This is a genomic window from Algibacter lectus (assembly GCF_004368925.1).
Lineage (GTDB): Bacteria > Bacteroidota > Bacteroidia > Flavobacteriales > Flavobacteriaceae > Algibacter > Algibacter lectus.
Map to the genome: position 1 here is coordinate 933,803 of NZ_SORL01000007.1, position 22,695 is coordinate 956,497.

Sequence of the window (22,695 nt, forward strand, 5' to 3'; positions counted from 1 at the left end):
AAGTATTAAAGGGATTTAATTTTTATATTTTTAAATGCAACTCTATCTCCATGGTCTTGTAACAAAATTTGACCTTTCTCTAATAGGCCGAAGTTTGGCCATTTGGCATATTTACTTTCTGAAACTAGCTTTAAAAACTCGTCACTTCCTCGCTCATATTCCAAAACTTTAACATCATTTATCCAATGTTCTACATGATTATTTTTAGATAAAATGTAGGCACTATTCCATTCGCCAATCGGCTTTATAGGTTTCTCTAGGTTGGCCTGAATTAGATCGTATAACGAACAAACTGTTCTGCTCCCTTTATGGTTTCCTAATTTAGCATCAGGATGAAGAGCATCATCTAAAATTTGATATTCTAAGCCTATAGACGAGCCTTCGCCTTTATTAATATTTGTATCTACATAATATTTAATTCCGCTATTAGCTCCTGCCGTTAATTTAAAGTCTACTTTAAGTTCAAAATCTCCATATAATTCTTCAGTAACAATATCTCCTCCTGCCGCAGACTCTGCTCCACCAGACGACAACACAATAAGTTCTTCATTTTCAATTACCCAACCTTTATCTGGAAAAGCATCTAATTTGGCTCCACGCCATCCATTTGTAGTTTTACCATCCCAAAGCATTTTCCAGCCCTTATTACTTTCATCAATTGTTAACTGATTTTTTGTCACGATTGGTTTCAAAGTAGATTTTTTAGAGTATTTACTTAGATCTTGGGTTAATATTTTTATGTTTTTCCAAGAAATAGTTTTTCCTGGTTTTTGAGCATCGTTAATTCTATGCACCTGTAAACCTATAAACCCAGTAGCTGTTTTATCATCAATTAAATATGCGGCAGGCATACCATTTATCCAAGTTTTTATGGTATCACCAATAGCTTCAATTCTATAATGATTCCATTCATTTTTCTTGAAAGCTTTTTTTGCTTCTAAATTTTGGTCGTCAATTGGGTTTAACCATTTTCGTCTACCTTCTTCATAAATACCACCACTCCAAGCTCTTTTAGAAGGATCAATTTCTACTTGATAGCCGTGTACTCTACCATTCTGATAATAAGGGTAACTATTACTTCTTATTTGAATTCCAGAATTCATACTTTGATCTACTTTAAAATCAACTTCCAAAATAAAATCATCATAGTATTCATTTGTCGATAAAAATGTATTTGGGGTATTATTTGCAGTTGTACCAGTAATTACGCCGTCTGTTACGGTATAAGTAGCATTTCCTCCTTTTATATTCCACCCTTCCAAAGTATTACCTTTAACTAAAGATACCCATGGTACTTCGCTATTTTTAACCTGGGCACAACTTGAAACACAAATAGCTGTACATATAATAACAGCCCCTTTCAAAATTTTAATCATACTATTTCTTTATTTTATTGTTATAGTGATTGCTAATTTATTTATTTAAAATATAAATGCTATACTGCCTTATCCTGTACAACGCTAAATTTTTAAATATTCCTTTTTTGTAAGTTAGAAAAAATATAACATAGACTCATAAACTATCAATTATTTAAGAAACTGACTTAGCCCATGGTTCAACAATAACCCTATTTAAATTAGATTTATTTTACTCCTTTACAAGCCGCCATAAGATTGAGTGGCTTTTCTTAAATTTCCACTTACCAGTTTATAAGTGTTAAAATAGAGTTCACTTCCTTCTCCTATATAAAGCGTGGTCTTTTGTTTGCTTTTAAAAGTTTCCACTCTAACGACTGCAAATCGGCCTTTAAATTTTAAATCCAATTTCTTACTATAATATGTAGCCTCCGGTTTATCCAAAGAAATCACATAATCAGTAATGGTTTTACCTTCAACTTTTGAAGTGATAATAGCCCCTACTACCTTATCTCCATCCTTTAAAGTCATAACCTTTTGCACGCTAGAATTTGCATTTAGAGTAGGTTCAAAAATGGCGATAAAAGGATTTTCCCAAGCTTCACCCTGTTGCCGTATTGCCAAAACTTGAGTCGGTTTATCAACATATCCATTTCCTGCTTCTCGGGTTGGAGGAGCCAGAGCTGTAGTATAATTTCGCGCCATTCCATTAGGAACATACATATGCATAAATCGGTTATCATTTTTTATTTGGAATTTTGCCTTTATTCCATCTTTGATCGCTTTAGTTGATTCTGTTTTTTTAAAATAACGCCATCCTGGAGATTGCACAGGGTCTCCAATATCTGTTTGATACCGTGATGTAGCTTGAGTTTTCAACGCTTTTCCGTGATCATTTTCAAGTGTTATAGTATCTCCTATGTTATGATAGATATAATCGTGAAACTTGTTTTCGTCTAAAGATTTAGAGCGAAACACATCTAAATAATAAGCCGTTTTATCGCTAGTACGAATGATACTCAATGTACGCTCTTGATCACTATGGTTAATAGTATCCCTTAAAAACTGAGTTGCAAAGCTAAAATGCTTACTAATAGGATCTTCTAAATGTTTAGGTTCCGATGCAATATTCACTGCTGTATTTTGCCAAACATAAGCTCTTCCCTTCCAAGAACCAGGCTGACTACCATGCGATGTTCCGTTAACAATTACCGTATTATTACCTGCATAGAGTCTAAAATAATTTTCGTGTAAAGGAATCCTTCTTTCTTTTACAGACGGAGGCAAACCTCCATTTGGCGCCATTACATAGCCTGCTCCATAAAGTTCCATAGTTATTCCGGTAACATGAGAATGCACATAATGAGCACCTCCTATTATACCGCATAAGCCATACAATTCGTTATCTTTTTCAACATAGTTTCGTTGCAAGGCAATACCAGCATGTTCTACCAAAACTGTAGGCTTTTTAAAATCTATTTTAGAATCTATATCTTTTGGGATAGGTATACCCCAAAATAATTTTAAAGGTCCTGTGCTATCAAAAGTAGCAGGATAAATTTTTGGTTGGTAGCCACCCTGTCTCTGATAAGCTTGGCTTAAGGCTATTTTAGCCTGCTTTTCTAAATTTGAATATCCTCGGCGTTGTGCTAAGTTTAGTGTATACCTATATAACTGTTCGGTACCATCGTGGTTTCTTTTAGAATCACCATATCTCACAAACCGACCATCTGGCATTCTTAAATTATCGAACAAAAAGTTTCCTTTATAAATGTTTTTGTAATTCTGAGTAACATGCATTTCAGGATAAACCCGATCTATTATATTTAAAACTAGAGTAACAGCAGGCATAAAACTATAACTGGTAGATTCTGGCCAAATACCTTGTTTACCAAACATTGGTAAAATGGTATTTTTAAAAGAATTTTGATGTGCAGTTCCTTTCTCCCAAAATACATCAAACAAACGTTCTCTTTCTTTATCATCTTCAATACAAAGAATACCATAAAGCACCCCTGGAGCGGTTAAAATAGGATGATTAGAAATAAATTTACCATGCGTATCCGGGCGGCCATATTCCTGTAAGCTACTGCCAACCATATTTAAAAGTACCTTTTGAAACAGGTCTCTATCGAAAGTTTGCTGCTTACGTTCAGATACCTTATAAACCTTGGTTGTAGGTGTATTTAAAAAATTATAAATGAAATCGTATGCTAGTGCAAATTGGGCGTAAGATGTACGCGGATCATAAAAATGATTCCCACAAATGGTGGTGTTTTCAGGATTTCTATCAGATAAAACAGACACGTAATGCCATAATATATCTACCGAAAACTGGGCGTATTTTTCTTCATCCGTCAAGAAATACAACATGGCTGCATATGAGGCATCTGTTAGTACTGCTGCGTGATTTTCTACGGTTACAGCTTCAAATTCGGTTAACGAATTATCGGCTGGTATTTCTGGAATATGGGATAATATTGCTGAAGGATTTTTTTGATGCGCTTCTACTTTTTCATCTACAACAACATGTAAATCCTGCTCTAATTTCTTGGCCCAATCATACTTTTCAATAAGATTTAAGACATCGTGTTTTTCATCTTGCGTTACCCAAATAACGGGATGTTTTACAGACTGCGCTTTAACAAGCTGCGAACCCAAAATGATTATTAAAATTATATTTAACTTCTTAAAATTATATAACATGTCTTTAATTTAATAGGTTATCTTTTTATAACTTTACTACTCAGCAATTTTTATTAATTATGCTTGGCTTATTTTAATCTAGAAATATTTTTAGAACTCCTTAAAAACCAACTGTTATATATATCATATATCTCTCTAAATTATCTTTTAATTTACATCATTGGTAAAATATGTAGTTATAAAAAGAGTCTATATTTAAATCTAATAGTTGTTCTTTAATACCCATTTCATTTGCTTTCAAACTAACAACATTATTAATAATAGAGTTAGAAATGATTTCATAATCAGAATAGATAAAAATTTGGTCTTATTTATGGTTTAGAGTCAAAAGTTAGATCGACGACTTTAAAAGTGCTGTTTTTTTTATTTGGCTTAGGAATATCTTGAACTAAAATAGACAAAACACCATCCGTTTTCCAACGATAAAAATCCCCCAACATATCATTAATAAATGGGCCTTTAACTGTATGTGTAATAGCCCAATCGTTCCATTTATTTTTAGCTGTTGCTGTAGCTATAATCAAATCGTTTTTAGCATTACCGGCATAAATCATAATTAAATTGTTATCCTTATCTGCGAATACTTTTGGGCGGTTGCCAACTTTTAAGTCCATTTCAAAACTGTGCCAATTCCCAGATGTATCTCTCCAATAATGGTGGTACCGCTTAGCTTCATTTGGCCCCCATCTTAATTCACCTAAAAAACTACCTGCATTGGTTATCGTTTCTTCTGTACAATGATACATAACTACGTGCAATCGGTTTTTAGAATCTATTGTTTGCCCTTGATCATTCATTAAACCTAATACCCGAGGAATAGACTGCACCACAATATCTTCTGAATTTACGTGAGGAATTTCTGTTAAGGTTTTCCCGAAATTATTTTTCCATGAATATCCGTTATCTTCACTATAAACATAAACTAAATCATGATTAGCACCTTGGCTGTTTTCTCTCCAAGTCCATGTAGCATGTAGGACTCCTTCATTATCATAATCGTATCCATTAGGGTATGAACACCTGGTTTCACTCGTTCCTAATTGATCGTGAAAGACACCTTTTCCATTATCAACCTGGCGTGTATTTTCCCATTTTCCCGTTTTAGCATTATAATCTACCAACATACGATCTCCATCGCCCGAGCCACGAACACGATAATTAAACTGAAGGTTTCCATCTGGAGTTTGCCAAAATTTTGGATAAGTTATTTTTATTTTCTTTCCTTTTTCTAGTTCTGAAATAATGGGACCAAAAGCGGAAGCATTCCAGCTCATAGTTTCTGGATTATTTGCCAATCCTTTTTTAGAAACTCTGTAATGTAAGTTATCTACATGATGATCAAAAGCTAAATGTATGGTTCCATCATTAGGGCAAATACCCATAGATATAGAATTATGAGAATCGTTACTTTTAAAGTGATAATCTAAAAACGTAATCGTTTTCCATTTTCCATTAGGTAATTTTCTTCTACTGATACAAACGCGACGTTCATTATTATAATTCACAATATATTGGTATCCCTTATGAGAAATCAACGCGTCTTTCTGAAATGTGCGCCCGTTTATTCCGCTAGAAAATTTACCGTCAACGGTAAGCGCATTTTTATCAACAATAGAGATCTTTTCGTTAACCACCTTTATTTGTGAAAACACAGTACAAGTTGAAACGATATAAAACATGATTATTAGCAATATTCTACACATAAATTTTAGTTTTTAACTACACTTAATTATTTTATTTTTATCCATTGGCCACCTAAATTTGGCCTACTCCTCCTAACTATCTATCTGCTCCAATAACTTTTACAGGCTCGGTATCTTTTCCATTTACCCTCATCTTTTGGTTTACAAAATAAGGTTGAAAGGTATAATTAGATTTTTCATCCCATTTGGAATTTACAGTGGGTAATAGTTTTTGTAATGCCTCAATTTTATGTTTAAACTTAGGATTACTAGCTTCGTTTTTCCACTCATTAGGGTCGCTACTATGCTCATAAAACTCTTCAGTTCCATCTTCATAACGAATGTATCTATAGCCATCTGCCTTAATGCTATGGTTATTCATACCAAAGGTTGTAATAGCTCTAGCCTCTTCCAATCCTTCATCATTTTTCATCATAGCAACTAAACTATTCCCTTCATTTCTAGCATAAGCTGGTAATCCACTTAATTCCAAAAGTGTTGGGTAAATAGATAACATCTCAACTGGTGCATCAATTTTCTTGCCTTTTGGTACATTAGGTCCTGCAAACATTAAAGGTGCCTTTGTTGCGGTTTCCCATAAGGCATGTTTTGCAAAGGTGCCTTTTTCTCCTAAACGGTACCCATGGTCAGACCATAATACAATAATAGTATTATCTGCATATTTACTATTTTCCAATGCATCTAGCACGCGCCCTAATTCATTATCCACATAACTCATACAAGCTAAATAGGCTTGTATAATCTTTTTCCATTCGCCACTTTGTATTGCCCACTCTGTGGAAGGCATCATGGGTAAATCGTTTATCTGCATACCTACAGATGGAATATCGTTTAAATCATCCGCAAAATATGCTGGTGTTTGTATGCTTTCCAAAGGATGCATATCAAACCATTTTTGAGGCACATAAAGCGGCACATGTACACGTAAAAACCCGAGTCCCAAAAAGAATGGCTTATCGTATGCTCTTTGTAAGCGTTCAATAGCCCAATTTACAGATTGGTGATCTGGCATTAAGGTATCGTTTTCTGGAAATGCGCCCCAGTCTGTGCTGGTTCTTCCGTGTGTTCCTTTGATACCTTTTCCATAACCATCCCAAACAAAACGTTTTTCTGGATAAGGCCCAAAACCTTTAACACGACCTCCAGATTCATTAAAAACACTATCTGGTGCGTGAATATGAAACAGTTTACCAATCCCCATGGTATGATAGCCGTTATTCTCAAAATATTCTGGTAAAAATGTAATGTCTTTGGTAGCAGGATTACCTGATCTTCGGATTTCATTATCTGGTGTCATACCATAAATACCTGTTGTAGAAGGACGCAATCCTGACATGATAGATGCTCTCGAGGGCCCACATAAAGGTGCCTGAACATGTGCATTTGTAAATGTAACTCCCATGGCTGCTAACCTGTCAAAATTAGGTGTCTTCGCATTTGAAAATCCATCAATAGGTGTTATCCAATTGTTTAAATCGTCAACCGAGATAAACAGTATATTCGGTTTGACATCGACTTTTTCATTTTTAACCAACTTTTTATTATGACAGGCTAAACTTAAAAACGCAACAATAAAAAATATTAAATGTGTAGATTTCATAATTAAATATTTTATTCTAAAATAATTTTTTGAAATACATTAATTTTTACCGGTCCTAATAACCCTGAAGCAAATAAGGCATCATTCTTACTCCAATGCTTCCAAGCCGGAAACGTGGTTCTCTTACTCGGTCGTTGTGTATTATTTAGCAACCAATTTGGTAAACTTTTTGTTTTTTCTCCTTTTCTTTCAAAATCTAACGATAAATTTTCGTCTCCAATTAAACGATTTGGCCACAGGTTGGTTACCCTAACTTCTAGCGTATTTTGTCCTGCTTTTACAAAATCATCAATATTAATTCTAAACGGTGCTTTCCACAATATACCTGCATTTTTACCATTTATAATTACTTCTGCTATTACACCAACACTTCCTAAATCTAACTCAAAAGAGGTGTCTTTTTTAAATATCTTTTTAGAAATATTAAAGTTTTTTTGATATGTTGCTGTTCCTGAATAATATTTAATAGCATTATTATCTGAATTAGACCACGACACCAAATTATTAAATACGGTTTTAATTGGTGTACTTAAATTTTCTTTAAATTCTATATTCCAGTCACCTACTAACTCTATTGGTTTTGGAACCGATTTTACTTTAATCGTTTTATTCTTACCCAAAGAAGTTTGGTATTTTATTTCTCCTGGATAAGATGTTACCCAATTTACTTTTCCATTAGTACTAACCAGTTTTGTTTTAGAAATATCTTTAGACAGGTTAAGCACTCTTCCTTCCGGAACAGAAACAACATGCTCTACCCCATCCGTAGAAAAAGTAACACGCAATACTTTGTTTTTACCTTCGGGAACATGACCATCTATTAAAGATTTTTCTATCGGAATTTCTAAAACTCCAGAGGATACCATACCTTTAATTTTCTCTGTAATATCAAATGTTTTATAATATTTAGGTACCTCTTTAGTTTCTGGCTTAAACTTTCCAAAAACTGCTTTTAAAATGGTTAAAGATCCTTTATCAGTAGCATCTATATTTACAAACTCTCTTTCTTCTACGTATATTCGCTTGATTTCTTCACCTATTTTATATTCCATTCGGAATTCCTTTTTATACCCCATTGCAGGATCACAATCGCAAAAACCTCTTCCTGCCTGTAGTTTTAATTTATTATCCTCTACAGCTGCCTTTACCTTATCGGTGATATCTACCAATCCGTCTTGTAAAAATGAACCATATTCTGCCTTAATAATTTTCAAATTAGATAAAGGTTCTAATTGAGGTTTTTTAAGTGTTTCAGAAATTTTTGTAATATGAGCAGATGCTGCAACTGGTTTTCTAAATATCACAAAAACAGATGCTTCCATACCTAATTGAATAGGCACGCTTGTTGTTCCGTCTTCATTATCTACCCAAACAGCAAGACTTTTAACCTCACCACTTTCTGAATTCCATAATTCTGGTTGCTTTCCTTTTACTCTAAATCGTCCTGTAATTTCTCTACTTTCTTTTTTAGCATTGGCAATAAAATAGATATCTGCATCTTCTGTTTTTCTGTGGATAAAACTGATGTCTGATGCGTCTCCTTCTTCAATTCTAAAATCAGAAGGTGTTTTACTTTTTGATAAAAATTCTTGAATTGTTATTTTTTTTACCAAACCAGAATTCCATAAGTTTTCTGCAAGTTTATCAATCTTATCATCACTTTTTGGGTAATTTTCGAGACTTGGAGATTTATAAGGACGCTCACCAATTACCTTTGCACCTGCTTTTGTAAGTGCTGCTATTTTAGAAAGTGTTTCTGGTTTCATCCAACTAGAAGTTGGTAAAACTAAAACTTTGTATTTATTACCAACTGATGTATAAATATCTCCATTTTTAACCGTTAATCCTGCTAATTTATTGGCTCCAATTAAATCATAATCAAAACCCATGGCTTTAATTTCTGGCATTAAAAAAGCTGTGTTAGGAGATGATTCTCCTGTAAAAACCAAAACATCTGCTACATTTTGACCTTGTTGAAGTAAAAATTGAGACCTAGCAATATAATCCATAAAGCCTTTTCCTTGACTCCACCATGTATTTAATCGGTTAAAATCTGTACCATGATAACTTAATGCTAAACCAGGAGCTACATCCCAAGGTTGGTGTACATACGTATGAAAAATAAAACGCGTAATACCTTGTGCCCAAGCTTGGTCTCCTATAGATTTTAAAACAGCAGGATGCTCGTCCCAACCACCAATTCCTGTAAAAGACTCGGCACCAACAATAGAACTTCCGTTTAAATGTGCTATCGAAGAAACGAATTTAGGAGAATCGAAAAACGGGTATCCACCACTCCAGAACTCACACATTACTATATCTCCAGTTGCACCAACTTGCATATTGTCAAATGGCCCCCAATAGGGTTCTACAGAAAATTTCATGCCATTTTCACGGCATAATTCTCCAAAATGAGCGTAATAATTTTTTGCCATTAAATCTCCTATCGTTCTTCTAAAATCCCATAAAAAACGTTCTGATACTTCACCACTTTCTACGTAATAACCTGCTAAGGTTGGTAAATAGCTTGTTAAACTATACCCTCTTAATTTTTTAAATTCAGCATCAAACCTGGCAGTCCAATTGGTAGTTCCTACTTCATAACTATCTATCAAACAATTATTAACAGTTGTTCCAATTAAATCTCCCAATTTATTAATAATAGGTTGTATGCCGCCTTCCCAATAGACATCAACTGCTTTTTTACTCATTTTATCAACTTCTAAACCACGGCCTCCTTCTGGTGCTGGGTGGTTACTTTTACCTGTTGGCGTGTGTCCTAATCTTAAAATAATCCATTCTCCTTTTGGGACGTTCCATTCAATAAATCCGTTTTTTGTAATTTTTGAAGTTAAATCAATAATGTCATTTTTATTAATTACGGCAGAAGCAGTAATCGCTTTTGTATCTGGTAACAAATGATTTCGAATACGATCTGTTAAATTTTTATAATCTAAACCATCTATTTTTATATCTGTTTGAGGTTTAGGAAATGCCAATACTGCAATATCTTTGTAATAATTTAATTTGGTTTTAGGTTGTGGTAATTGATCTTTAAATAATTTTCCGCCTTGTACTGTAACTTCCGTAAACACGGTTGTTTGCATAGCATATTCTGGTGTAATCCATGGACCACCTGAAGATGACCAACCTGCACTGTTATGAAACGTAAGTTCTAATCCTAATCTTTTAGCTTCTTTTGCAGAAAAATGAAATAAATCTAACCACTCTTCACTTAAATATTTTACAGGTCCATCTGGAAATTCTAATTTAACATTAAACAATTGTGCTTCTTGAATACCAACTTCTTTCATCGCTTCTAAATCTTTTGTAATTCCAGATTTAGATACGTTTCCGCTAATCCAATGCCACCAAGTTCTTGCTTTAGCTTCATTTGGTGGGGATTGAAACCCTGTTTCAAGTATGCTATTTTTGTCGAATGTACTATCTTGTTTATACAAACTTTGCCCAAACATTGGGTTAACAGATAAAACAACAATCCATACTAGCAATAAAACCTTTTTCATTTTTAATCTTTAAATTAATTTAATTTTTACCTTAATCAATAAACAACTCATCAATAAAGGGTCCGCTGTGGCCAGCTGTTTCAATCCTAATATTATTTGCTCCGGCTTTAAGTCTTAATATGGCAGGAACGAATTTCCATTCTTTTTCCCAACCTCCAGTTGGTTTAAATTCTAGAGTTTTTATAAACTCATCGTTTAGATATAACTTCATGGTATGTAATTCCCCTTCATTATTATGCATATACCTAAAACGCATACTATAATCACCTTCTTCACCATCGTTTTCTTGATAGAACGTTATAGCGCCTTCTTTACCATCAAACCTTACAAATCCACTACCTTTATAACGGTGTGCCTGCTTACTAACTTTTGCATCACCTTCTAAAACACCTTCTTCCGCAGAAATGTTTACCCCTCTTCCTATCCACATATCTTTAGAGTGTTCGTTTCCCCAAAATAAGCCTTTGTTTTTACCAAAGGTTTCTTCCATATTTAAAACAACTTTGCCATTTTGTTTTACTACTGCTTTTACTATTGTAGCATCTGCAACTTTAAAAGCACCTTTATAAATAACACCTTTTGTTTCTGGATTTTCGCCATTTACAGTATAAAGAATTTCTAAATCATCTGTATTTGAAGTCCCAAAAACTTGAATCTGTTTGGCATCAATGGATATTTTATTTGAAGTGTATAATGCCTTATCTCCTAAAATTGAAGCTGTTATTAGTGAAGCTTTTTCTGCATTTGGTAACGCTCTTAAAAACAATCTCGTTTTCCCGAAAAACAAGGCTCTAAAATCTGATTTTGTTCTACTTGTAGGGTCAATAGGATTTCCATTTTCCATAGAAATTTTCTTTACATCACCTTGAATATTATAGTAGACTTTATTTTCTCCGTAGGGATATAAATTATCACTTTCGTCTAATCCTTCTGAAGTGATAATATAACTTGTGGTAAAAGAATCTTCCGCAGCTAACTTTTGAATACTTGTCTTTAATTTTGATGGTTGCTTGCTGGTTGAAAAAGACGTGCGTTTTACCTCTTTATCATCAATGTATGCCACGGCTTCTAGTTTTCCGTCTTGATAAGGTACCATCCATTCGCATTGCATTTCGTTCCAAACGGTTCCCGGTTTGTCTTTTCCAAGTGATTTTCCATTTAAAAATAATTCAACTTCATCTGCATTAGAATATACCCAAACCGGAATAACCGTTCCTTTTTCCATTCTGGGATGCGTCCAATGAGGAAGCATGTGAATCATAGTTTCTTTGGTCCATTGACTTTGATAGAAATAAAACAAATCTTTTTTAAATCCTGCTACATCTAAAGCACCTCCCATAAATAAATTAAATGGTAAACCTCCATGTACTAAACCTGCTTCACCATAATAATCGAAACCTGTCCAACGGAAATGACCACTATGCCAAGGATTATCTCGCATTACTTCCCAGTATTTTCTAGCTGATACTCTTACCGTAGCATTATCGTAAGACGAATTGAAACTTTGTTTTCTGTTTCGCCAATTTTTAGGGTTGATTCCTTCGTAAAAAAAGATTTCTTTTTCGGTTAAATTTGGCAATTCGTAAGTTCCTGGTAATTCGTTATCTCGCCACCAAGTTTGTGTTCTGTAATAACCTCTAGTTTGCCAAGTATGTGGCGCTTCGGTAGAAATAAATGGTTTATCAAAGGTTTTACTTTCTATAAATGATTTGGTTTCTGATCCTCCATTAACACCTGTAATATCCATATCTTCTGGATTTCCTGCGCCTGATGTAAATAATCGTGTTGGGTCTAAACTTTTTCCGAATTTCACCAATTCTGGTGCAACATCACTATGGGTTTCGTTACCTAAACTCCACACAAAAATACTTGGATGATTTCTGTCTCTGGTAATCCATTCTTTTACATCGCGCTGCCACCATTCATCAAAGGCTTGTTTGCCATAATCTTGAGGTGCTTTTTTGTGCCAACCATCAAAAATTTCATCCATCACCAACAGACCAATTTCATCACATAAATCATAAAACATTGGAGGAGTTGGGTTGTGCGACGGGCGAATGGCATTAATCCCCATATCTTTTAAAGATTGTAATTTCCAGCGTAACAAAGGCTTTGTCCAAGCGCCTCCAACAGGTCCGCCTTCCCAATGCTCACAAACACCTTTTAATTTTACGTTTTCGCCATTTAACCAAAAACCTGTTTTAGTTTCCCATTTTACTGTTTTAAAGCCGAACGTTGTTTCTACCTCGTCAATTACTTTTTTACCATCTAAAATTTTGGTAATAGCTCTATATAAGGTTGGCGTTTCTGGACTCCATAATTGTGGTTTTTCTATTTCAAATTGATAAGTTGGATTTGATCCTTTTAAGCTTTCATTTTTTTTAGTCAATTCTTTTCCCTCTGGAGAAAACAATTTCACTTCATATTTTAGCTTGTTTACATCGCCATTAATTTCTGCATCAATAGAAACAGTTGCTTTATCTTCTTTAATAGAAGGCGTTTTTATAAAAATACTATTGGGTTTAAAATGCGTTGGATTTACGACTACTAATTTTACTGGGGCATAAATTCCACAAGGATGATACCAACGTGCCGATGGCTCTAAACTATTATCAACTCTTACAGTAATACTATTTTCACCTTCTTTTAAATACTTTGAAATATCATATATAAAACTAATGTAGCCATAAGGTCGTTTCCCTAAATGGTTGCCGTTTACCCAAACTTCGCTATTCATGTAAACCCCATCAAAATTGATGTATGTTATTTTTGAAAGACTTTCTTTTTTTACGTTAAAAGCTTTCCTATACCAACCTATACCGCCATCATGATAACCACCACCTTGACCTTGATCACCTCCTTTACGAACGCCTTTTTCAAAAGACCAATCGTGAGGGACGTTTAATGATTGCCACTTGGAATCATTAAAATTTTCTTTTGAAAAAGACACGTTATCTTCTAGAATAAATAACCAATTGTTATTGAAATTTATTTCAGCACGTTGCGAAAAAAGTTCCAACGACAATAGCATTATAGAAAGTATTATTATAAAATGCTTTTTCATATTACAATAGTGTGTTGATTTAAACTAATTTTATATTCTACCTAGGAATATCTTTTTGCAAGAATGGTTTATCCCCAGGAAATTGTATTTCTAAAAGCATTTTCATTCTACGTTCAACTTTCTTATATTTTTTGTTTCCAGATAAATTAACATAAGATAAAAGGCTTTTTTTATGTTCGTATAATTCAGCTTGAAGAACTTCGTTAGTTTGAGAATTTCTCCATTCTGTATAACGCCACTCACCATCTGTTGCCGTACAACCCATTATTTTTTTTCCTCTAGCATACACACTTGTTGCCACTTTATCCCATCGTTTTTTTGGATTATCAATTACAGAAAGTAAGCTTCTTCCTTCCCCTTTTGGACCTTCTAATCCACATAATTCAATTAAAGTTGGAAAAATATCTACATTTTCTACTAAGGCATCAGATGTTTTGCCAACAACTCTATGTTTATGGCCCGTTTCTCTACTAATTATTAACGGAACTCTAACATCAATTTCTAGATTAGAATGTTTACACCAAGCTCCATATTCACCTATTTTATACCCATGATCGCTCATAAAAATAACCATGGTGTTTTTGCGTAAATCTAATTCTTCTAGAGTATTCATAACTTTACCTACTTGAGCATCTATATAACTAATCGAAGCGTGATAACCATGAATTAAAGTTTGGGTTAAATCATCATCTAAATCGCCTTCTTTAGGTATACCTTGATACCCTCTTAACTCGCCCCACTGAGTTAATGCTAATCTGTAAGCATCTTTAGGTTTTTCTCTAGAGGGAATTTTAAAATTATTTCTATCATATAAATCCCAATATTTTTTGGGCGCATTAAATGGTAAGTGTGGTTTACTTAAACCTACAAACATTAAGAATTTATCATCTTTAACCTTCTTTAATGTTTCTATGGCGTATTTTGATACGCGGCCATCTTTATAAGCTTCGTCTTCTACATCTGCATTTTCAAAAGCGGGTCCGTTTAAAGACTTTTTACCCTCGGCTTTTAATTGCTCTATTAATGCCAGATTATCTGGTTTATTATAAGTATTTGGTTCTTTTTCAAAATAGATAGACCATTCTTTTTTATCATCAGAACTATGATGATATACCTTACCAATACTTACTGTTTTATAGCCTATTTTATTAAAAAATTGTGGCATTGAAACCACATTTTTATGAACTTTACGAAGAGGTGTAAAAATACTATAAATCCCTAAAGATTCTGGGCGTAAACCCGTTAAAGTACTCATTCTAGAAGGGGCACAAATAGCTTGTTGTGTATATGCTTTATTGAACAGAATTCCTTCTGCTGCTAATTTATCTATATTAGGAGTTATTGCTGTTTCACTTCCGTAACACCCCAACTCTGCTCTTAAATCATCAACATAAAACACCAATATATTGGGCTGAACTTGCTGTGCATAAGTACATGAAGCTAAACTCAGAGCAAAAACAAATATCCACATCATATTTTTCATATCTTATTTTTTTTTTTGGTGATTGCACATCCATGCGTCTTTTACCTAAATCTTTAACCACTCCTTTACCTTCATCAAAGCCCCAATAAGGAATTGCTTTTTTCTTTTCATCTAACATATAGCCCCATTCTTTCAAATATGCTTCTCGTGTTTTAAAATCATCTCCTAGTTTTTTCAGCGCTACATTAAGTTTTGTGTCTAACTCATTTTGAAGTTCCGTAAATTCTGATTTACCAAGTAAATTATGCATTTGATACGGATCTCTTAAATTATCAAAAAGCATAGTTGGTCCTTTAGGTGTTCTAGCATAAGTATATTGCTTAGTTTTTATAGCTCGATATGGAGAATCGTTGTAATTAGAACCGAAAGGGGCAACATTCATAACCAAAGCAGCACGATCAAATTCTGGGTTTGGATTCTTAATTAATTCTGAAAGATTTTCACCTTCTATATCATCAGGAATTTTAATATTGATCAGGCTTAATAGCGATGGTAATATATCTGGTGTAGTAAGTGGCGCATTAATTACCGCTCCTTTCTGCTTGTCTATACCAGGGTATTTTATTAAAAACGGAACTCTAATAGATTCGTCCCATGCCAATTGTTTTACAAAGGGCTTTACCCCATGTGCTCCCATCATTTCACCATGGTCGGCAGTAAAAACAATGATGGTATTATCAGACAAATTTAACTCCTTAATTTTAGCTATAACCTTACCAATAGCCTCATCTGTTGCCGTGGCATGTGCATAATACCCCTGTAACTCTTTACGACTTCTTTCTTTAAATTCCTCAGGCACATTAGGGTTTAGAGTTAATGCATCAGGTGAATACATGTCTTTGTATTTCTTTGGTGCACTATTATGAGGATAATGCGGGGTAGCTATAGAGATAAAAGCTAAAAATGGGTTTTCATCATTAGCATGCTTCGTTAAGTATTGATTAGCATCTTTAACAATAGCAAATGGAGAATATTCACCCCAATGTTTTAACTCCGTATTTTCATTATCATAATAGGGCATTTTTGTGTAGTTATGAGAACATTCTAAGGCTTTCCAAAAATCAAAACCTTGGCGTCTTTCTTTTGGAATATACGTTGATCTTCCATGCCCATCCAAATGCCATTTCCCCCAATAGGCGGTATTGTAACCTTCTTCCTTTAAAATTTCCGCCATACATAATTCTTCTGAAGGTAAATACAGATCGTTTAAAAACATACCTGTAGTCGTGGGAAATTTACCAGTTAGTAAAGCCGCTCTATGTGGCGTACAAACGGGAGTAACAGATACTGCATTAGTAAAATTTACAGACGTTTTTGCAAAGGCATCTAAATGTGGTGTTTTAACATCGGGATTACCGGCATAACCTAAAGCAGAACCTCTCCATTGATCGGTTAAAATAAAAACGATGTTTGGCTTTTTACGGGTTTCAATATCTTTAGTTAACTCCTTTTTATTTACATCGTTACAACTTGACAAACTAATTAACACTGCTAAAACAATGGAGAAGGTTGTATTTATTTTCATTTTTTATTCTTTAATTGTTGTTTGAAAATTATAAGAACCAGATTGTGCAGATAGCTTGAAAACGCTTGTTCCTTTCTCTATTAATTTAAGATTTTCACTTTCTTTAAATACCTCACCATTAACAAAAATTTCTTGAGATGTATTTGCTTGAATTTCTATTACGGCTTTAGTATTTGGTGGCACAGTAACATTTAAGAAAAAGCCCTTATCCTTTATCTCCCAAGCAGATGCCACCTCCCCGTAAGGTGTGTTTAAGTTAGCTGAGGCTGAAGTTAACGGTTCTCCCGGAACTGGTGCTATTCTAATGGTTTTATAGCCTGGTTCTAAAGGTGCAATACCTGCTATACGCTCGTACATCCATTCTCCAATTGCTCCGTAAGCATAATGGTTTAAACTATTCATTTTTTGCGGATTAAATCCGTCTGTTTTGCTATAACTATTCCAACGTTCCCAAATAGTTGTAGCACCTTGATTGATAGAATAAAACCATGATGGATAGGTTTCATTGAATAATAGTTTATACATCAAATCTATTTCTCCAGTTTCATCTAAAACTTCAGACAATAAAGGAGTTCCTAAAAAACCTGTTCTTAAATGATTGTCGGCTTCTGTTATTTTTTCTATAAGATACTTTTTTGCTTTAGCTTTATTATCTTCAGAGATTAAACCAAAAGCCAAGCCTAATAAATAAGAAGTTTGAGTTGCTGTACCTTCTTTTACTTTTCCATTTTCATCAAAAAACTCAGTTTCAAAAGCCTTTGATACATTTTTGTACAAAGTATTATACTTTTTAAAGGCATCTGTTTTACCTAAAGCTTTCGCCGTTTTTGCTGTTAAATTTGCTGAATGTGCAAAAAAAGCAGTACCAATTAAACTGTGGGATGTATCTCCTTTATTATTGCCATTTGCAGGAAGCGGCTGTAACCAATCGGCAAAACCATCCATAGAAGAAATATAATCTTTAGACCTTGTTTCATGATAGGCTACCCATCTTTTCATGGTTTCAAAGTTTTCTTCTAAGATTTTTTTATCTCCTGTTCTAAAGTAAATTTTCCAAGGAATAATGGTACATACATCGCCCCATCCGGCACTTACTTTATTGTTAAGTAGAACATCTGGCACTACCCAAGGAATTCCGCCATTATCATATTGAGATTCTCGTACACTTTGCAACCAACTTGCCCAAAATTTATAAACATCGGCATTAAACATTGATGTAGGCCCAAAAACTTGAGCGTCTCCGGTCCACCCCATACGTTCATCACGTTGTGGGCAATCGGTTGGAATATCAAAAAAATTGCCACGTAAGCCCCAAACAATATTGTTTTGAAGTTGGTTTAATTTTTCATGAGACGATGCAAATGTTCCGTTTTGTTCAAAATCCGAATATTGCACTAACCCTGTAACCCAGTTTTTTGAAGGTGTTTTTGAAGTATCAAATCCGCTTAATTCCACATACCGAAATCCATGAAATGTAAATTTTGGCATCCATTCTACAACGCCATCTTTTGATGCTGTATAATAATTTGTAGACTGGGCACTTCTGTAATTCTCCGTGTAGAAAGTACCATCTGGCGACAACATTTCTGCAAATCGAACTTTTAATGTTTGTTCTTTTTTCATCGGAACTTTCAACAATGGAACTCCTACCATATTTTGTTTTAAATCGAAAATAACAGCTCCATCTTTTTCAATTATCTCTTTGGTGGCTAATTCAATTTTAGTTTTAACGGTGGTATGTCTTTTAGGCTCTAAGCGTATATCGTTAGAAACAGGAAACGCCTCTACAGATTCCCATTTTTTATCATTAAAATTATTAGTAGCCCAACCACTCATTTCCAAATTAGCATCGTAAGTTTCACCATCATAAATTTCAGAAATTCTAATTGGTCCGTTTGTAGTTCCTTCCCAACCTTCATCAGAAAGAATCATTTGTTTTGAACCATCTTTCATTGTTAGTTCTAACTGGCACAACACCTTTGGGGATTCTGTATCAATCCATAGAGATTTCTTCCAACCTAATCTCCCTGAGTGCCACCCGGCAGCCAGTTCTACTCCAATTGTATTTTGTCCCGACACGATTAAACCAGTTACATCGTACGTTATAGTCTCTAAACGTGCTTTGTATGGTGTGTATCCAGGAGGCATCACATCATCACTCACATCTTCTCCGTTTATAGCCACATCAAACACGCCCTTTGCTGTAATATATAATCTTGCAGAAGCCACCTCAGCAGACAATTCGAAACCTTTTCTTAAATATTGTACTCTATGAATTATATTTTCTTGACTCCCTAAAATCTTTTCTTTTTTAGTGTCTAGACCTATCCATTTTGCATGCCATTCACTATTACCTAATAGGCCTAATTCAAAGTTTTTAATTTCACTCCATTCTGAAGCTATATCATCTTGGTTCCAATATTTAACTTGCCAATATACTTTTTGTCTCGACTTTAGTGCTTTTCCTTGATAATTAATCCAAGTGGATTGTCTAGACTCTTGTTTATTAGAGTCCCATACATCTGGATTGTTTGGAAGTAATTCTGGGTTAGTAGCTGCAACTATTTGATAAGCGGTTTGGTTTTTCACTTCGTACAAAACTGGCAATTGCCATGAAAAACTAGGCTTACTATTGTAAAATCCTAAAGGGTTTTCAAAACCTTCTGAAACCGTTAAATTTTTAGGACTTCCTAGAGTTTGTGGTTCTTTACATGATACTTGAAAAAATAAAATAAAGCAACACATTGCAGAAAAAAGATATTTAAACATGTTTGTATTCATTAAAGTTTAGTTTGAAATTTATAGGTTCCTGAATTTACTGAAATCACGAAAAATTCTTTATCGCTATGTATTAATTTTATATTTGAAGTAGCTTTAAAAAGATTTCCGTTTACATATAGATTTTCAATACTTCCATATGGTATATGAACTTCTGCTGATGTATTTGGAGCAACCACAACTTCCAATTGAAACGTTTTATTTTCAATTTTCCATGAAGAAGAAGCTTTTCCGTATGGTGTATTTAAACTTGCAGAAGCAGAATTTAAAAAATCAGTATTAGGTATGGGAGCAATTCTTATTTTTTTATAACCCGGCTCTAAAGATGCAATGCCAGCAATACGCTCATACATCCATTGTCCAACGGCACCATAAGCATAATGGTTTAAACTATTCATACTTTGCGGATTGTACCCTTCTGCTTTACTGAAACTATTCCAACGTTCCCACATAGTAGTTGCACCTTGATTAATAGAGTAAAACCAAGATGGATATGTTTCTTTAAATAGAATTTTATACATCAAATCTATTTCTCCCATATCATCAAGTACCTTTGGCAATAGTGGTGTTCCCAAAAAACCAGTTCCTAAGTGGTTATTGGCATTTTTTATCTCCTCAAGCAACTGTTTTTGTGCTTTTACTTTAGTTTCTGGTTTTAGTAAATCAAAATAGATTGCTAATAAATAACTTGTTTGTGTTTGTTTTTTGCCTGTAAACTTTCCGTTATCAAAAAAGGTGTTTTCAAAAGCATTAGCCACTTCTTTATATAACTTTTTGTATATTTTCTCTTCTTCTGTTTTTCCCAAAACTCGAGCCATTTTGGAGACTAAATGGGCCGAATGTGCAAAATAAGCTGTATTAATCAACTCTTTGGGTGTATCGCCTCTATTTCCTATTTTACCTGTTTTTTCTGGATAGGGTTGCAACCAATCGGCAAAAGAGTACATATTGGGAATATAATTTTCAGCCTTAGATTGATAATAGCTAACCCACTTTTTGGACATATCGTAATTTTCTTCAAGTACGCTTATATCTCCTGTGATATTATAAATATCCCAAGGGATAATAACACCTGCATCTCCCCAACCCGAACTTCCATTATTATTTTGTAGTACATCTGGAATTATGAAAGGAATTAAACCATTGTTATGTTCAGACTGAGTTTCCCTCATACTTTGCAACCAGGCTGTCCAAAAAGCATGTGTATTATAATTAAACATAGCCGTTGGAGAAATTACTTGTGCATCTCCAGTCCACCCTAAACGCTCATCACGTTGCGGACAATCTGTTGGAACATCGAAAAAGTTATCTCGTAGCCCCCATGTTATATTACTTTGCAGTTGATTTAATTTATGGTGCGATGAAGTAAATGTTCCATTTTTTTCAAAATCTGAATGTTGCACGATTCCTTCAACCCAAGTTGTCTCGGGCTTTGCCTCTTTATCAAATCCGCTTAATTCTACAAACTGAAATCCGTGGAATGTAAATTTTGGTTTGTATTCTATAATACCATCCGCAGCTGCGATATAATAATCGGTTGATTGTGCTGAACGGTAATTTGTGGTATAAAATGTTCCATCATTCAACAACATTTCAGAAAAACGAATTGTTAAAGTATCTCCTTTTTTCATTGGCACTTTAACATTTGGAATGCCTACCATGTTTTGCTTTAAGTTGAATATTACCGAATTTTCCTTTACTGAAACAATCTCTACATCTTTGATAATTGTTTTGTTTTTTACTGTAGTGTGACGTTTAGGCTCTAGTTGAACATCATCGGAAATAGGTTCAACTTCTACATTTTGCCATGACACATCATCAAAATTTGAAGTTGACCAATTGGGGATTTCAAAATTAGCATTGTAAGTTTCTCCATCATAAATACCAGCTAATCTAATTGGCCCATTGGTTGTACCTTTCCAACTTTCGTCTGATAAAATAGTTTGTTTTGAACCGTCTTTTAAGGTTATTTCTAACTGACATAATACTTTTGGAGATGCAAAATTATCGTAAAGCGCTTTGCCTCTACTAATTCTTCCTGAATGCCATCCAGTAGCCAGCTCTACTGCTATAACATTTTTACCTATTTCTAAAAAATCAGTAACGTTGTATGTCAAGGTTTCTATACGGTGATTATACGGTGTCCAACCCGGAGGCATCACATCATCACTAACATTTTTACCATTTAAATGCACATCAAAAATGCCCTTAGCAGTAATATATAATCTAGCAGATTTTACATGGTTAGGTAATGTAAAACCTTTTCTTAAATACTGAGGTTTATGCATTAAAAACTTTCGCACACCTTTGATACTATCTTTAGCAGTATCTAGACCGGTCCATTTTGCTTTCCAATCTATATTATGCAATAAACCTAATTCAAAAGTGTTTGCTTCACTCCACTCCGATACCTTGCCATTCTCATTCCAATAGCGCACTTGCCAATACACTTTTTGTCTAGATTCTAATACTTTACCTTGATATTTTACAAAACTAACTTGTTCACTATCTTGTTTATTGGAATCCCATAAATCTGGATTATTTGGCAATAGTTCTTCTGAAGATGCTAAAACTACCTGATAAGCCGTTTGTGACTTAACTTGTTCTGAAACTGGTAATTTCCAAGACAAAGTGGGCCTACTATCATAAAACCCAATTGGATTTATAAATCCTTCAGAAATGGTTAGAGCATACGGAGCCTCAACATTTTTTTTTTCACATGAAAACGAACAAAAACTTATTATGGAACTAATGACTAAAACGAAAAAATACTCTAACTTCATATATAATATTTAGGTTAAAAACACGATTATCTTAAGCTATTCACAACTCCAAAAAACAGATAAAGCTTAAAAAGCTAAGATGTTTATTTTTTATATAAAAACTGTCCTGCTTTATCTCGTTTCATGAGAAGCTATTAAAAAAAAGAATTAATACATACCTTTATTATAAAA

The 22,695-nt window shown here is 34.0% G+C and carries 10 protein-coding genes; all 10 read right to left on the reverse strand.

Translation table 11 applies throughout. The features are described from left to right. Positions 1-5 precede the first annotated feature (5 nt). Positions 6-1,376, reverse strand: coding sequence for a 3-keto-disaccharide hydrolase (locus DFQ06_RS04890; protein WP_133966355.1), 1,371 nt, complete (start codon positions 1,374-1,376; stop codon positions 6-8). Between the two features lie 219 nt (positions 1,377-1,595). Beyond that, positions 1,596-4,061: an endo-acting ulvan lysase-like protein gene (locus DFQ06_RS04895; protein ID WP_133966357.1), complete on the reverse strand. Its 2,466-nt coding sequence runs from the start codon at positions 4,059-4,061 to the stop codon at positions 1,596-1,598. A 311-nt stretch (positions 4,062-4,372) separates the two neighbouring features. Continuing rightward, on the reverse strand, positions 4,373-5,764 hold the full coding sequence (locus DFQ06_RS04900) for a BNR repeat-containing protein (protein WP_133966359.1): 1,392 nt from the start codon (positions 5,762-5,764) through the stop codon (positions 4,373-4,375). Between the two features lie 76 nt (positions 5,765-5,840). After that, positions 5,841-7,364: a sulfatase gene (locus DFQ06_RS04905; protein WP_133966361.1), complete on the reverse strand. Its 1,524-nt coding sequence runs from the start codon at positions 7,362-7,364 to the stop codon at positions 5,841-5,843. A gap of 11 nt (positions 7,365-7,375) precedes the next feature. Further along, a complete protein-coding gene (locus DFQ06_RS04910; protein WP_206672750.1) occupies positions 7,376-10,891 on the reverse strand; it encodes a glycosyl hydrolase in 3,516 nt (1,171 codons plus the stop codon). Positions 10,892-10,922: 31 nt separating this feature from the next. Further along, complete coding sequence (locus DFQ06_RS04915; protein WP_133966363.1) at positions 10,923-13,955, reverse strand: glycoside hydrolase family 2 TIM barrel-domain containing protein; 3,033 nt, start codon at positions 13,953-13,955, stop codon at positions 10,923-10,925. Positions 13,956-13,992: 37 nt separating this feature from the next. Next, positions 13,993-15,429, reverse strand: coding sequence for a sulfatase (locus tag DFQ06_RS04920; protein ID WP_235833483.1), 1,437 nt, complete (start codon positions 15,427-15,429; stop codon positions 13,993-13,995). Then, a complete protein-coding gene (locus tag DFQ06_RS04925; protein WP_133966367.1) occupies positions 15,341-16,963 on the reverse strand; it encodes a sulfatase family protein in 1,623 nt (540 codons plus the stop codon). Before DFQ06_RS04925 ends, DFQ06_RS04920 begins: the two co-directional genes overlap by 89 nt. A 3-nt stretch (positions 16,964-16,966) precedes the next feature. After that, the gene (locus DFQ06_RS04930) at positions 16,967-19,744 is read right to left on the reverse strand and encodes a family 78 glycoside hydrolase catalytic domain (protein ID WP_235833485.1); all 2,778 of its coding nucleotides are present in this window, start codon (positions 19,742-19,744) and stop codon (positions 16,967-16,969) included. Continuing rightward, a complete protein-coding gene (locus DFQ06_RS04935; RefSeq protein WP_133966369.1) occupies positions 19,744-22,524 on the reverse strand; it encodes an alpha-L-rhamnosidase in 2,781 nt (926 codons plus the stop codon). Before DFQ06_RS04935 ends, DFQ06_RS04930 begins: the two co-directional genes overlap by 1 nt. Positions 22,525-22,695 lie beyond the last annotated feature (171 nt).

What these genes read in the sequence shown, in the direction of transcription:
- DFQ06_RS04890 (WP_133966355.1), bottom strand. Translation starts at nt 1,376, where the DNA reads ATGATTAAAATTTTGAAAGGGGCTGTTATTATATGTACAGCTATTTGT.
- DFQ06_RS04895 (WP_133966357.1), bottom strand. Translation starts at nt 4,061, where the DNA reads ATGTTATATAATTTTAAGAAGTTAAATATAATTTTAATAATCATTTTG.
- DFQ06_RS04900 (WP_133966359.1), bottom strand. Translation starts at nt 5,764, where the DNA reads ATGTGTAGAATATTGCTAATAATCATGTTTTATATCGTTTCAACTTGT.
- DFQ06_RS04905 (WP_133966361.1), bottom strand. Translation starts at nt 7,364, where the DNA reads ATGAAATCTACACATTTAATATTTTTTATTGTTGCGTTTTTAAGTTTA.
- DFQ06_RS04910 (WP_206672750.1), bottom strand. Translation starts at nt 10,891, where the DNA reads ATGAAAAAGGTTTTATTGCTAGTATGGATTGTTGTTTTATCTGTTAAC.
- DFQ06_RS04915 (WP_133966363.1), bottom strand. Translation starts at nt 13,955, where the DNA reads ATGAAAAAGCATTTTATAATAATACTTTCTATAATGCTATTGTCGTTG.
- DFQ06_RS04920 (WP_235833483.1), bottom strand. Translation starts at nt 15,429, where the DNA reads ATGATGTGGATATTTGTTTTTGCTCTGAGTTTAGCTTCATGTACTTAT.
- DFQ06_RS04925 (WP_133966367.1), bottom strand. Translation starts at nt 16,963, where the DNA reads ATGAAAATAAATACAACCTTCTCCATTGTTTTAGCAGTGTTAATTAGT.
- DFQ06_RS04930 (WP_235833485.1), bottom strand. Translation starts at nt 19,744, where the DNA reads ATGAATACAAACATGTTTAAATATCTTTTTTCTGCAATGTGTTGCTTT.
- DFQ06_RS04935 (WP_133966369.1), bottom strand. Translation starts at nt 22,524, where the DNA reads ATGAAGTTAGAGTATTTTTTCGTTTTAGTCATTAGTTCCATAATAAGT.